13 protein-coding genes are annotated in these 14,426 nt (G+C 43.8%); 8 read left to right on the top strand and 5 right to left on the bottom strand.

What is annotated here, in order from left to right:
- Positions 1–64 precede the first annotated feature (64 nt).
- Positions 65–421: a VOC family protein gene (locus AVL57_RS08435; protein WP_057792911.1), complete on the top strand. Its 357-nt coding sequence runs from the start codon at positions 65–67 to the stop codon at positions 419–421.
- Between the two features lie 181 nt (positions 422–602).
- Here AVL57_RS08435 and asd read toward each other — a convergent pair whose 3' ends face one another.
- Positions 603–1,727, bottom strand: a complete 1,125-nt coding sequence (gene asd, locus AVL57_RS08430) for an aspartate-semialdehyde dehydrogenase (RefSeq protein WP_057792909.1) — start codon at positions 1,725–1,727, stop codon at positions 603–605.
- Between the two features lie 347 nt (positions 1,728–2,074).
- Between asd and AVL57_RS08425 the strand changes: the two genes are divergently transcribed.
- Positions 2,075–2,881, top strand: coding sequence for an SDR family NAD(P)-dependent oxidoreductase (locus AVL57_RS08425; protein WP_057792907.1), 807 nt, complete (start codon positions 2,075–2,077; stop codon positions 2,879–2,881).
- A gap of 229 nt (positions 2,882–3,110) precedes the next feature.
- Complete coding sequence (locus AVL57_RS08420) at positions 3,111–3,671, top strand: cytochrome b (RefSeq protein ID WP_057792905.1); 561 nt, start codon at positions 3,111–3,113, stop codon at positions 3,669–3,671.
- Positions 3,672–3,786: 115 nt separating this feature from the next.
- Here the strand turns inward: AVL57_RS08420 and AVL57_RS08415 are convergent, their stop codons facing one another.
- A complete protein-coding gene (locus tag AVL57_RS08415; RefSeq protein ID WP_057792903.1) occupies positions 3,787–4,704 on the bottom strand; it encodes a LysR family transcriptional regulator in 918 nt (305 codons plus the stop codon).
- Between the two features lie 110 nt (positions 4,705–4,814).
- Here AVL57_RS08415 and AVL57_RS08410 point away from each other — a divergent pair, with 110 nt between their 5' ends.
- The 3 genes from AVL57_RS08410 (at position 4,815) to AVL57_RS08400 (ending at position 7,714) form a co-directional block, all read left to right on the top strand.
- Positions 4,815–5,810, top strand: coding sequence for a zinc-dependent alcohol dehydrogenase family protein (locus tag AVL57_RS08410; RefSeq protein WP_057792900.1), 996 nt, complete (start codon positions 4,815–4,817; stop codon positions 5,808–5,810).
- A 379-nt stretch (positions 5,811–6,189) separates the two neighbouring features.
- Positions 6,190–7,200 carry a zinc-dependent alcohol dehydrogenase family protein gene (locus AVL57_RS08405; RefSeq protein WP_057792899.1) on the top strand — a complete coding sequence of 337 codons (1,011 nt, stop codon included), beginning with the start codon at positions 6,190–6,192 and terminating at the stop codon, positions 7,198–7,200.
- A gap of 91 nt (positions 7,201–7,291) precedes the next feature.
- The gene (locus tag AVL57_RS08400) at positions 7,292–7,714 is read left to right on the top strand and encodes a CBS domain-containing protein (protein WP_041452560.1); all 423 of its coding nucleotides are present in this window, start codon (positions 7,292–7,294) and stop codon (positions 7,712–7,714) included.
- Between the two features lie 111 nt (positions 7,715–7,825).
- Here AVL57_RS08400 and AVL57_RS08395 read toward each other — a convergent pair whose 3' ends face one another.
- Positions 7,826–10,870, bottom strand: a complete 3,045-nt coding sequence (locus AVL57_RS08395; protein WP_057792897.1) for an efflux RND transporter permease subunit — start codon at positions 10,868–10,870, stop codon at positions 7,826–7,828.
- A 3-nt stretch (positions 10,871–10,873) separates the two neighbouring features.
- The gene (locus AVL57_RS08390) at positions 10,874–11,947 is read right to left on the bottom strand and encodes an efflux RND transporter periplasmic adaptor subunit (RefSeq protein ID WP_171008962.1); all 1,074 of its coding nucleotides are present in this window, start codon (positions 11,945–11,947) and stop codon (positions 10,874–10,876) included.
- Between the two features lie 155 nt (positions 11,948–12,102).
- On the opposite strand from AVL57_RS08390, the gene AVL57_RS08385 reads away from it, so the two are divergent.
- Positions 12,103–12,732, top strand: coding sequence for a TetR/AcrR family transcriptional regulator (locus tag AVL57_RS08385; RefSeq protein ID WP_057792894.1), 630 nt, complete (start codon positions 12,103–12,105; stop codon positions 12,730–12,732).
- Between the two features lie 45 nt (positions 12,733–12,777).
- On the opposite strand, the gene AVL57_RS08380 is transcribed toward AVL57_RS08385, so the two are convergent.
- On the bottom strand, positions 12,778–13,680 hold the full coding sequence (locus tag AVL57_RS08380) for a LysR family transcriptional regulator (protein ID WP_057792892.1): 903 nt from the start codon (positions 13,678–13,680) through the stop codon (positions 12,778–12,780).
- A 128-nt stretch (positions 13,681–13,808) separates the two neighbouring features.
- On the opposite strand from AVL57_RS08380, the gene AVL57_RS08375 reads away from it, so the two are divergent.
- Positions 13,809–14,174, top strand: coding sequence for a DoxX family protein (locus tag AVL57_RS08375; protein ID WP_057792890.1), 366 nt, complete (start codon positions 13,809–13,811; stop codon positions 14,172–14,174).
- The last annotated feature ends 252 nt before the right edge of the window (positions 14,175–14,426 follow it).

The following is a 14,426-nucleotide window of genomic DNA, read 5'->3' as shown; positions in this document are numbered from 1 at the left end:
ACGGAATATTAGCCGCTAACACTACAGTATTCACCATATCTACCTGAGTAGATGAGGAAAAACCATGGCAACACATGAAAAGCTAAACTATGTTGAGTTTGGTACATTGGATATCAGCAGTACAAAACGCTTTTTTGAAACCGTATTTGGTTGGGTATTTACCGATTACGGGCCTGAGTACACGGCATTTGCTAACCAAGGATTGGACGGGGGCTTTTTTAAAGCTGAGCATGCTAGCATTACAGAAAATGGCGGCGCGTTATTAGTTTTTTACAGTGCTGATATTAAGCAAACGTTGAGCAAGGTAGAGGGCGCTGGTGGCGACGTGAATAAGCCTATTTTTGAGTTTCCAGGGGGCTGCCGGTTTCACTTCATTGAACCTGGCGGTAATGAGTTCGCCGTGTGGTCTGAAAAGGAATAGCGATCTTAAAAGAAGTAGAAGCACGGGTACATAATTGGGCTGGTATAGAAAGCCCCTGAACAAAAACTCAATAATATAACTGAACAAGCGCCCTGCATAAAAAAGCCCAGCTTAGAAAAAGCTGGGCTCTGATAGTTATCTATTGCGGTGTTTAAATCGTTGGAATTTCAGCTCTGGATGATTAAGCCTTACCAAGAACAATACGCAACATTCTACGAAGCGGCTCTGCAGCACCCCATAGTAATTGATCGCCAACGGTGAAGGCTGAAATATACTCAGGCCCCATCGTCAATTTACGAATTCGACCTACAGGAATAGACAATGTCCCCGTCACCTTCGCTGGCGTGAGTTCTTGCATGGTGGCATCACGGTCGTTAGGCACCACTTTCACCCATTCGTTGTGCTGCGCAAGAATTTGCTCAATCTCTTCAACTGGCAAGTCTTGTTTTAACTTGATGGTGATAGCTTGGCTGTGACAACGCATAGCGCCTACACGCACGCAAATTCCGTCAATTGGAATAGGTTGCTTAGACAAGCCCATAATTTTGTTGGCTTCAGCTTGTGCTTTCCATTCTTCACGGCTTTGCCCAGATGGCAACTGCGAATCAATGTAAGGAATTAGACTTCCCGCTAAAGGCACACCGAATTGCTCAGATGGGTAATCATCACTTCTGATAAATTCAGCAACTTGCTTGTCGATGTCTAAAATAGCAGATGCTGGATTGTCTAAATTTGCTTTTACATTTGCGTGGATGGCGCCCATTTGGCTAATAAGTTCACGCATATGCTTAGCACCTGAACCCGAAGCAGCTTGGTAAGTCATGGGTGAAGCCCATTCAACCAAGTCTTTCTCGAACAAGCCGCCTAGTGCTAACAACATTAGCGATACCGTGCAATTTCCACCTACGAAAGTGCGAATGCCATTTTCTACGCCAGCATCAATTTCTTTGCGGTTTACAGGGTCTAAAATAATGACCGCATCGTCTTTCATTCGAAGCGCAGACGCTGCGTCTATCCAGTATCCATTCCAGCCCTTATCGCGCAGTGAAGCGTACACTTCTTTGGTGTAATCACCGCCTTGGCAGGTAATAATAATATCTTGCTTAGCTAACGCTTGAATATCGAAGGCGTCTTCTAGTACACCTGCGTTAGCACCTGCAAAGTCTGGCGCAGGAAGGCCTTTTTGAGAAGTGGTAAAAAATGTGGGTTCAATGTGCGCAAAATCTTGCTCTTCTTGCATGCGCTGCATTAACACTGAGCCAACCATACCGCGCCAGCCCACTAAACCTACTTTTTGTTGAGACATTAACTTGAGAACCCTATAAAACTAAACTGTGTATTCATGTTGAACTAACGGTGATATCACCCTGCCAACCCTATACCTGTCGCATTTTCATTATTATGCCTGCAGTCTATAAACAATTTAAAACGCTGGCTAGCGAGTTTTTAGAAATATTACGTTATAGATATAAGTGAATCACATTTGGTAAGCACATTATCAATGTTTCGTTGAAACTAATTCTTAAAATGCTTAATTATCATTCATGCTGTAGGAGGGTAGTCTCCTCCTAACAGTTTTTCAGACCCTAGCAGCCTAAATGAGTACCGAGTCAAACACGCTCTACTTTACGAAATTAAAAAGGAAATGAACGGATGAAAACAATATTAGTAACAGGCGCGACCGACGGCATTGGTCTTGAAACCGTTAAATTATTAGCGCACGAAGGGCACAATTTGATCATTCACGGAAGAAGCGCTGACAAATTAAAGCATGTAGAGCAAATGCTAGGTGCCGATTATCCTGCAGTGCAGGTTACTGGGTTCGTGGCAGATTTGAGCGACTTTAAAGCAGTAGATAATTTTGTCAATCGAGTGGTAGAGGCTTTTTCAGCTATAGACGTTATCATTAATAATGCTGGAGTGTTTCATTCTCCCGCAATTGTAACAAACGCAGGCTTAGACGTACGTTTCATGGTAAATACGATTGCGCCGTTCATCATTACCAAACGTTTGTTGCCACTTATGCCAAGTGATGGGCGAGTAGTAAACGTGTCATCTGCAGCCCAAGCTCCCGTTAATTTTGACCTGCTAAGTCAAGGTCCTTCTATGAGTGATGGCATGGCATACGCACAAAGTAAGCTTGCTATTACCATGTGGACACGCTTTTTTGCCGAAAAATATGAGGCAACAGGGCCATTGTTTGTATCTGTTAACCCTAAATCGTTGCTTGGAAGTAAAATGGTGAAGGAAGCCTATGGGGTAGCCGGTGGCGATCTAGCAATTGGTGCGAAGATATTTGTGGAAGCTGCGCTTAGTGATAGGTTTGCTAACGTGAAAGGTGAATATTTCGATAATGACAACAATCAGTTTGCGCCTGCACATCCATTTGGTGAAAACTCATCAAATAGAAAGCAATTAGTTAACGTGATTGAATCTATTGTAGCTAGTCACACTAGTTAACTATTCTAAATTAATGTGTATCGTAGGCTAAAAATGAGCGGTGGGGCCGTGAAGTAGGCGTATACACCCATTTTTATGTCTACTCTCACGTGCTAATTTATTTTTTTCGGTTAATATGAACCTACTCACAGTTTTTATGCAGTTATTTGGTTTGTTTCATAATTAATGTTGTGAGCAAAATGCATGCTGATTAGATAAAAATTACAAGACCGAGCGTAAAGAGGGCTCTATGCAGTACGATTCACATCAAAAGTTTTCACCTACCACCATATTTCTACATTGGCTTGTTGGATTAATGATTATTGGCATGCTGGCTTCTGGCGTCTATATGGTAGAAGAGAGCGCTTACTGGGTTTTCAGTTGGCATAAAGCCTTCGGGTTTATCGTGCTATTTCTTGCATTGGCAAGGACGGCGTGGCGTTTAAAGAATGGTTGGCCCACTTCGGCAGGAGACTACTCTGCGTTAGTTCACGGGGTGGCAAAAGTAATTCACTGGGTTCTTATTCTTAGCACGTTGTTAATGCCTATTTCTGGATTAATGACATCGGTACTCGGTGGTCATGGATTATCTGTTTTTGGATTAGAAGTGTTCGCACAGAATTTCAGTGTAGAAGACCCCGAAAAAACATTACCAATTAACTACGAGCTTTCAAAACTTGGCGGCACAGTGCACCATTATTTAGGGTATGTATTGATTGGAGCCGTTGTACTCCACGTGGCCGGCGCGTTAAAGCACCATATTATGGACAAAGATGGCACACTAAGACGCATGTTAGGCAAAAGCATCTAGTCGTTAACGCCTAAGCTTTAAGCCCTTCGCTATTTACAAAGGCTAGAAACACTTTCATCGTGTTTAAAAAAAACCACAGTGTAGATACTGTGGTTTTTTATTTCCTAGTTGTTTTTTATGAGAGTCCTGCTTCTCGTAGCGCTTTATCCCAGTAGGGTTCGCCACTGTACCTTTCTTTTAAAAAGTCGATAAAGGCGCGCACTTTGGGGGCCAATAAACGGTTGCTTGGATATACTGCCCACAGTGCACACTGCGCCGTTAATGGGTAATCTTTTAATACTTGAACCAGTTGTCCGTTTTGAAGATATGGGTAGCTGCACCAGGTGGCGGTAAGTGTTAAGCCATTGCCACCAATAGCTGCATCGCGCACCGCTTCACCGTTATCCATACGAATTCGGGTTTTAGGCTTTATCGATACTACGCCTTGTGGGGTGTTAAACTCCCATGTTTCCAACCCTATAAGATTGACAGCAGCATGTTCAGTTATTTCTTGCGGGGTTTTCGGCTCGCCATACTTCTTGATATAGTCCGGTGACGCTACAATAATTCGCTTGTCATCAGCCAGTTTTCTGGCGTGTAGATTAGAGTCTTTTAATACCGCATCTCGAATTGCTATATCGAACCCGCCTTCTATCAAGTCTAAAATACTATCACTGAAACGAAAATCGATATTTAGCTGTGGGTAAGACGCTAAAAATTCTTCCATTGCAGGTACTAAGTGTAAGCGACCAAATGAAGCTGGCGCGGTTACTCGCAGTGTGCCCTGAGGCGTTTGCGAGCCAACCCCAACAGCAGCCTGTGCGGTTTCAATACTTGATAACACTTCTTCGGCATGAGGTAAAAATAGTTTTCCCTCATCGGTTAAAGACACTTTTCGTGTGGTTCGATGAATAAGCCGTACCCCTAAATTCTCTTCCAATTTATTGATATGGGCACTGGCCACGGCAGGGGAAACATTCAGTTCACGCCCAGCTACACTGATATTGTTGGTGTTGGCAATACGTACAAAAAGCTTAAGGTGATCGATGTTCATAATTGATTATCAATAAAATCTAAAAACTGTATGTGTTTATAACCCAATTATCATATGCCTGGCTAGTGTCTATTATTAGTCTCGAACTTAACGCAACGAGGCGAACTCACATGAAAGCAATGGTTATTAACGAATTTGGTGGTCCTGAAGTATTTACCGCGGCTGACATAGACGCGCCACAAATTAAAGCGGGTCACGTTATTGTGCGTATAGCAGCAACCAGCGTGAACACAGTAGACACCATGATACGTGAAATGGGGCAAGACCTACCATTTTCTCCTAAGTTACCAGGCGGTGTATTGGGTATGGATTTCGCCGGTACAGTTGAAGCCGTTGGAGAAGGCGTAGATAACTTTAGCGTAGGTGATGAAGTTTATGGTTGCGCGGGTGGTTTAGCCGACTTGCAAGGTGCCTTAGCTGAATTAATGTTAGCCGATGTTCGTCTTATTGCACCTAAGCCTAAATCATTGTCGATGCGTGAAGCGGCTGCTTTACCTTTGGTTGGCATTACTGCCTATGAGGGCTTAACTCGCGCGCAAACAGCAAAAGATCAAACCGTATTAGTGCATGGTGGAGCAGGTGGCGTTGGCCATTTAGCGGTTCAAATGGCACGTCATATGGGCGCTACTGTGTTTGCTACTGGCGGCTCGGATGAGCAAGCTGCACTTATTGAGAAGCTTGGTGCAACTTATATTGATTACCGTTCTGAAAAAGTGGCTGATTATGTTGCTAAGCATACTGATGGTGCTGGTTTCGATGTGATTTATGATTCTGTTGGTGGCGGTAACTTGCCTAACTCTTTTGAAGCAGCAAAATTATGTGGCCAAGTTTCAACGACGGTATCATTGGTCGAAACTGATTTGAGTCCCGTTCACTTTAAAGGGCTAAGCTTACACGTTGTGTTCATGCTTATCCCTATGATCCACAACTACAAACGTGAAAATCACGGCGCGATATTACGCACTATTACAGATATTGTTGATGCAGGCGCGTTAACTCCAGTATTAGATAGCGAGACGTTTACCCTTGAGCAAGCAGGTGATGCACATGCGCGCCTAGCAAGCGGCAAGGCTATGGGCAAAATCGTTATTGATGTAGCCTCTTAAGCACCTGTGACTGACTTTGACCTAGCTCTTCTACGAGAACTTTCACGAGTTTATATATAAGCACTCGCATTAGCTCTAATATAAGTTCTCGTATTAACTTTTAAATTTGTTCCTTTTACTTTCCCTAAGGGTTCTCTTAAGTGCCTTCCCTTTGCGCACTTTTACCCTTGGCGTTTGCAGTTATGCTCGCCAAGGGGCTTTTATTTTTTCTCTCGCCTTTAATTAATCTCCATAAGCCTCATCTTTGTATTAATCAAGAGGTCATATTTACTTATGTTCGTTTGTTGCGTTGCGTGTTTTTTGCACTGTCGATATTTTGCGCCCGCAACTGTAAACCTCCACTAAACTATCGTCACTTGCTAATCAGGAAGGAAATCTTATGAAAGTAATGCGTTTGAAAGACAACAGTGAAGGCTTAGCGTCGCTCTACTGCGCAGACGAAACAGAACCAACCGTCGTCGGCAATGACGAAATTAAAGTAAGGGTTCACGCTAGCTCTCTAAATTATCACGATTACAGCGTGGCGACAGGCGCTATTCCCACAGAGGGTGACCGCATCCCTATGTCTGACGGCGCGGGCGTCGTTGTAGAAGTAGGGGAAGGCGTTACACAGTTTGTTCCAGGCGACCATGTGGTTTCTACCTTTTTTCCTGACTGGTTAAGCGGCGCACCTACAGTAGGTGATTTTAGTCGCACCCCCGGAGATGGTATTGACGGTTACGCCCGGGAGGTCGTGGTAAAGCCGCAGCAATGGTTTACTAAAGCACCTTCAGGGTGGTCTCACGAAGAAGCGGCTACTATCACTACAGCAGGACTAACTGCGTGGCGGGCTTTAGTTGTTGAAGGTGGCTTGAAGGCAGGCGACACAGTTCTGTTGTTAGGCACTGGTGGTGTTTCTATCTATGCGCTTCAAATTGCCAAAGCAATGGGGGCGAAAGTGGCAATAACCTCAAGCTCTGATGAAAAGTTAGAGAAAGCAAAAGCCTTGGGGGCAGATTTCACGGTTAACTATAATACAGACGAAAAGTGGGGCAAAACCGTTGCCAAATGGACTGGTGGAAAAGGTGTCGATCACGTGGTTGAAGTTGGTGGGCCTGCCACATTAGGGCAATCTATTCATGCGTGTAGAGTAGGGGGCAGCATTATACTTATTGGTGTATTAACCGGTATTAAGGGTGATATTCCAACGGCTACCCTTATGCGAAAACAAATTAGGTTAACTGGCGTAATTGTGGGAAGCAACAAAGACCAGTGGGACTTTGTCAGTGCCTTGGAATGCATGAACTTTAAGCCTGTGGTTGATACTACATTTGCCCTTGAAAGGCTGTCGGATGCGTTTGCTTTTGAGGAATCGGGTAAACACTTTGGCAAAATTTGCGTGAGCATTTAAGCTAAGCATTGTGGGCAGCAACATCGCACGCTGCCCCCTTATTTAGCAAAGCAGGAATCGCTAGGGTTAACGTAAAAGTAAAAGGAATACCATGAGTTTGTCCCATATTATGTCTACTCGTGTGGTCAGTGTGCACATGGATGATAGCCTAGAGTTGATACAAACCTTGTTCGCTGAAACGGGGTTTCATCATTTGGTAGTCGTGCATCAGAATCAACTGCAAGGCATCATTTCAGACCGCGACGTGTTAAAGGCGACAAGCCCTTTTGCAAATACGGTTAATGAGCGTTTTCGTGACAAAGCGACACTAGAAAAAAAAGCGCACCAAATTATGACACGAAATGTGTTAACCCTTTCTGCAAGCGATTCAATTGTTAGCGCAATTTCATTATTCAATGACAACAAGATTTCCTGCATTCCCATTATTGATGAGAAGCGATGCCCGGTTGGCATTGTCTCTTGGCGAGATGTTATGCGATTTATGGAAGCGAGGGTGAATGCTAAGAAAGGTTAGAGGCTATTGGTAGAAGTTGTGAAAACCATATAATCAGCGATGTTAACATCAATAAAAAAGGTGCGTATAAACGCACCTTTTTTGATTCTTTCCTAATTTACAGTAAACAAACTAACTGGCTTTTCGATAGCTTACTTTGAACAAAATGCTATACAGTACAGGTACGGCAATAAGCGTAAGAATAGTGGCAAAGGTTAATCCGCCCATAATCGTCACTGCCATATCTGCAAAGAAGGCATCGAATAACAGTGGCGCCATACCTAATATGGTGGTTAATGCAGCCAACGTCACAGGGCGTAAACGGCTTAATGTTGCTTCTACTATTGCCTTTTTAATTTCTAGCCCTTCTTCAATTTGTAAATCTATCTCTTCAATAAGTACGATGGCATTTTTAATCAACATGCCGAATAAACTTAAGAACCCAAGAAGTGACATAAAGCCAAATGGCATATTGGTAGACAGAAGCCCTGTCACTACACCAACTATCGCCATAGGCACCACTAACCAAATGATCAGCGGCTGACGAGCGTGTCCAAATAGCAGTACAGAGATAATGAACATCACTAAGAAACCCACAGGTAAACCTGCACCAAGCGCCGCTTGTGCATCGCTAGAGCTTTCAAACTCACCACCCCATTCAAGGGCATACCCGGCAGGAATGTCCATTGCTTCAATTTGAGGGCGAATACGGGCAAATGCTTTCGCGGCAGTTTCATTATCGCCAGGCTCAGCTTCTACTGTGATAGTACGTAATCTGTCTTTTCGGTGAATGCGCAGCTCTTCTGTCACAATATCTAAACCGCTAGATACTTGCGTAAAAGGCACGTATTGACGTTGTTGTGACGACCATACTTGGCTTTCTCGCACCGATTGAATGGCGGTATCATCAGGATGCCCCATTTTTGCCACAATACTGTAGGCATAGTCTCCATCTTGCACGCTGCCTAGACGCAATCCGCTACTGGCATATTGCACGGTTTGACTAAAGTCAGAGTGAGAAACACCCGCAATACCGGCATTGTAATTATCGTACTGGGTGTTTATGGCTACGCCTTTTTCACGCCAATTATGGCGAATATCTTTAATATTACCATCGGCCAGCATCATGCCTTTCGCTTCTTCGGCAAGGGTGCGTAAAACTTCTGCATCAGGGCCTGAAAAGCGTGCTTCAAGTTTAGCACCAGAACCTGGCCCAAATTGCATGCGTTCTTGGTAGAAGTTGGCATCAAGATCGATGTTGTCGAGCAAGCCGGAAAGCTTTTCTTGAACGGCGGGAATATTTTCTAATTCATTAACGCGTACCATGAAAAATCCATAGTTTTCATTGGCACTTTTGGGCGCGTAAGTCAGCGTAAAGCGGTCAGCACCTTGACCAATAATGGTGGTTACAGCCGTTACATTTTCTTGCGCTAAAATACGTTCTTCAGCCTCTTTAATGATTTTTTCGGTAGCCCGAATATCACGGTCTTGAGGGCCCCAATAATGCACAAAGAACAGCGGTGCGTTGGAGGGTGGGAAAAAGCCTTGTTTAACCATCCCGAAACTGCCGTAGGCTACCGCGGTAATCACAAACAACACGGCCATGGTCACCCATCGTAATTTTAAAGCCCCAGTGAGGGTTTTGGTGAACCAGCGCTGCAGTAAGGTTGGTTCATCACCATCCGTTTGCTTTACGCCTTTACGGAACACTAGCTCGCCAAGCACTGGTACTAAGGTAACAGCAAGTACCCAACTCATCATTAAAGATACTAATACGACGGCAAATAAGGAATACAAGAACTCACCGGTAGCATCATCAGATAAACCAATCCCTGAAAACGCCGCGATACCTATTACTGTTGCGCCTAATAAAGGCCACTGCGTTCGTTTTACAATAAAGCTTGCTGCATCTTTGGCAGAGGCGCCGGTAGCCATTCGAAGCATCATGCCTTCGGCCACTACAATAGCGTTGTCTACCAACATTCCCATGGCAATAACCATCGCGCCAAGGGATATACGCTGAAGCTGAATGTCCATTAGCCACATGATAAGAATTGTACCTAGCACAGTGACTAACAGCACCATGCCTACTACCACACCTGAACGCCAGCCCATGAATAAGCACAATGTCAGGGTTACAACGACGACCGACATCACTAGGTTAGCAATAAAGCCATCGACCGATTCATCAACCACGGAAGCTTGATCGTAAATAGGGGTAAGGGTAATACCTAGTGGTAGGGTATTAAGTAAATGATCTACTTTGGCATTCACGCGGGTGCCTACATCCACAATGTTCACGTTAGATAACGCTGAAACCGATACGGTTAAGGCTTCTTCACCGTTATAACGAATAAGCTGAGACTGAATATCAGCAGGTTCTAACTTAAGGGTGGCTACATCGGAAACCCTAATAGAACGGTTCGTACCAGGGATCACCAATGAAAGGTTAGAAATTTCTTTAATTTTATCTGGAGCCCGCTCTACGATTAAACGTACGTTCTTTTCGTCTACCAAGACTCTTCCGCCGTTAAAAGGGCGCAAATTATCTTCAAATAGCGAGGTTAAATCAGGAAATGAAATACCTAATCCGGCTAGCTGATAAGGGTTTACATAGGCAACTATCTGTTCGGTTTGCACACCGCTGACAGTGACTTTCGCTACGCCCTCAGTGGTTAATAAATCTCTTCGAATTAAGCGCGCAAATTCCCGCAATTCGCTGGTAGTGAAATCAGGCGCACTCAGCGCGTAATAAAGCCCGTAAACATCACCAAAGTCATCGAAAACCACAGGGTCTTGCGCACCGGTCGGCAAGGAGGTAGCTGCATCTCGTAAGCGCTTTCTGAGTTCATCCCAAATTTGGGGAAGCTCATTACTGTCGTAGTTACTTTTCACTTCAACGGTAATTTCAGATAAAGCGGGCGAAGAGATTGATGTGAGCTTTTTAAGTTGTGGCATTTGCTGGATAGCAATTTCAAGAGGTTCGGTAATTTCCCGCTCCACCTTTTCTGCACCAGCGCCGGAGTAGCTGGTATAAACCTTCACTTGCTTAATGGTGAATTCGGGGTCTTCCAAACGACCAATATTGGTCATTGCAATAATACCGCCTAGTAGCAGTATCACCACCATAAGCCATACATTTACGGGTTTATCAATTGAATAACGAGCGATATCCATAACTTACTTTTCTCCCTCGTAAGGGAGAACTTTCATGTCGGCTCGCATTTTGGTTGCGCCAGCGGCAACAACTTTCTGACCCAGTGCTAACGAGCCACTTAGTACCGCAAAATCTTCGTGAATATGTTCGACGGTCACGCTAACTTTGTTCACCAATTGGCTACTTTCATCGTAAACCCAAACGGCAAAACCTGAGGCTTTGTCGCCTACTAGCGATTGAATTGGAACCACAACGCCATCAGGGAATGGCGAGCCTTGCAAACTTACTTTTACGACTGCACGTGCGCCCGGAGTAAGGGGTAAATCTGCACGAGGTTCCATGGCAAAAACAACTTCGTAAGTTTGTGATACTGGGTCGGGCTGAGTATTATGCTCTACATAATTAACTGGGTACCACTGCGTTTCTTCAGTCGTTAACGACGCACTAGCTTGTTTGATACCACGGTTAAGGTTCGCGGTGAGTAGCCTTTCTGGCACATTAATATTGAAGTAAATTTTAGACACATCTTGTAGGCGAGCAATAGGGGTTCCCGCGGCTACAAAACTATTGTTTTCAACAAGACGCTGAGACACTTTGGCATCGAAAGGGGCATATAATTGGGTGTAACTTAAATCCTGCTTTGCCGTTTTTAGTTCTATTTCAGCTAATTCGTAGGTGGTCTTTGCCGTATCAAGAGTACTCTGCGCAACCAGTTTCTGCGCATACATTTTTTCAATACGGTCTAATTCGCGTTTAGACTGTTCCAAGCGAGTACGTTGTTCATCAACACGGCGCTCAAAAGGCTGTCGGTCAATCGTAGCTAACAGCTTTCCTTCTTCAATGTCGTTACCAGTGGTTAAATCGGTTTGTACTAGCCGACCTGACACTTCAAAACTAAGATCTACCGTTTTCACCGCAGAAACCACTGCCGGAAAGGTAAATTCATCAAATGCAGGAACCGTGCTCACCTCGGCAAGTTTCACATAGCGGGGGGCTACCGTTTTATTTTGTATGTCATCCTCTGATGTACAGCCAGCAAGGGTAAGAACAGACAAGGCAGTAAACGCAACAAGGTGACGAATTCGCGAAATGGGCATAAGAATTTTTCGATCCGTATTTGTGGTGAACACAGTATAGACGACTATATTCACTATAATTAAAGTAAACTGTGCGGTGCATTTTAAAGATCATCCATTGAAAAGTAAACTGTGCAGTGTAAAATGGCCACATAATATTTTTAGACAGCAAAATTATGACTAGCACTACACGTACCCGAAGTGATGTTAAGCGAGATGCCATTATTCAAGCGGCAAAGCACGCATTTCAGGAATTTGGCGTAAACGGAACCAGCATGGATAAATTGGCTGAGCTAGCAAACGTGTCTAAAAGAACAGTGTACAACCATTTCTCAGCGAAAGAAGAGCTGGTTATGCATCTCATTAAAGAGCAGTGGCAATCTGCCCTTGTTGATATAGGTGCGCCTTACAATCCTAAGGCGTTGTTGGCCGACCAACTTACCGATCTTATTATGGCCGACATAAACTTTATGAGCGGTGATGAGCACTTAGAGTTGGCTCGTGTAGCTATTGGCCATTTTTTTTACGAGCCTAATCGTTTAAAAGACGAAGTTGCTCAACTTCAAGCCCAAGAAAAAGCCATGCATAGGTGGTTAAAAGCCGCAAAAAAAGACAACCGTATGGATTTTGATGACATTGACCAAGTGGTTGAAGAGTTGGATAGCCTTGTAAAAGGACAGTGTTTCTGGCCTCAATTGTTCAAATTAGAAGACCCTTTAACCGAAGTCCGAAAGTTAGAGATTGCTAAGAGTACTGCGGCACTTATTTTGTGTCGATACGAGGTTAGCTCGGAACAATCTGCTTAACCCTTCTCCATTATTGCGTATCACGTAAGCTATTTTGATGGCGTGTTATTGAACCGAGGTGTTAAAAGTATAAGTTTTAAATTGCTCCCATAAGGCTTGCGCAACCGGGCCCAAGTACTGTTTTTTATTTTTGATGATGTAATAATCGAAGGTTATCGTATTCTCGATATCGCTCAGTTGTAATTTTACCAACTTGCCATTTTCTATACTTTTCTCAATGTGGTGACCAGGTAATTTACCCCAGCCCATACCGCTTTCAATAAGCATTTTTTTTGTTGCGAAGTCATTAACATACCAACATCGTTGTCCATCCTGTACACCCCAACTCTTATTAAGTGAACCTCTCCCTGAATCTTGCACCACGATTTGGTACTCGTTTATTAATTCAGTACTCGCATATAGCCCAGGATGCCTAGCAATGAGTTGCGGCGATGCCACATTAACTAGTTGGCCTGAATTCAACATGTGCCTATCTATTTGACTATTTTGCAGGAGATCTGGCGTTAACGGAGATAAACAAAAAGTGGCATTTTGCTGGAGTAGGGCTTCAAGTGCACCGGTTAAATATTCCTGTTTAAGGATAAATTGTGTATCTGGGAATTGTTTTTGTACCGTGGCGAGTAATGGAACAATGCCCTTCAAATTGTAAGTTGCCTCGGTTGTTAGGGTAATACTGGTTTCGTTACCTGAAGCGATATTACTAGCGATATTACGCAATGAGTTGGCTTCATCTAAAACCCGCAATGTTTGTTGATATAACACTTTCCCCTCGTCAGTTAAGGTTAGCCGATAGGCTGACCGATTAAACAAAGTAACCCTCAACGTGGTTTCCAATTGCTTAATACTCTGACTAATTGCTGGCTGTGTTTTATTTAGTCTGGTACTGGCTTTACTCAGCGAGCCTAGTTCAGCTACAGATTGAAACATAATTAATTGCTCAAGTTTCATACTGACCCCAAGATATAAACTTTAAGTTTATTAGTTATTAAAATACATTCAATATTTTTTATTGTTTTGTTTGCTTAAGCTTTATGCAAGTTAATAGTAATTGGCTATGAATTTTAATGGAGAAGACCATGAGCAAAGTAAAGAAAGCAGGAATGTGGATGAGTTTAGGCTTAGCAAGTGTGGCATTTGCAGCTGCTGGTTTAGCAAAGTTAGCGGGTGTAGAACAAATGCACATGTCGTTTGCGGCAATGGGGTTGCCGGCGTGGTTCGGCTATTTTATTGGGGCATGTGAAGTTGCCGGTGCCGTGGGGGTATGGTTACGCCGAACCAGCATTTATGCGTGTATCGGTTTGTTTATTATTATGCTTGGCGCTATTTATTTTCATGTTGTTTATGATGCTGTCGCCAATGCAATACCGGCCTTAGTATTAGCGATACTGATGAGTTATATTTTTGTGGTTCGCAAAGGCGAGTCTCAGGCCAGCGAAAGCTAAATCTGCAGTGAAGGCTTAATGCCTGTGGTATATAGCGCCACATGGCGCTGGGTCTATGTCACTTTTGGGGAACCGCCTATAGCCAAAATTGGCCAGCCAAAAAAATATTTACGGGGTTGCTATTCAACCCCCGAATTTCGGTTTATTTGTGGCAAGAGTATGGATGTCACGCGCCGAAGTAGAGACCTTGTCCTACAATAGAACGTTAATTTCCTGAACTATTCCTGCCATAATCTTTTACCATGTGACGAA

The organism is Alteromonas stellipolaris (assembly GCF_001562115.1).
Taxonomy (GTDB): Bacteria; Pseudomonadota; Gammaproteobacteria; order Enterobacterales; family Alteromonadaceae; genus Alteromonas; species Alteromonas stellipolaris.
This window is presented reverse-complemented; position numbering and strand designations above follow the sequence as displayed.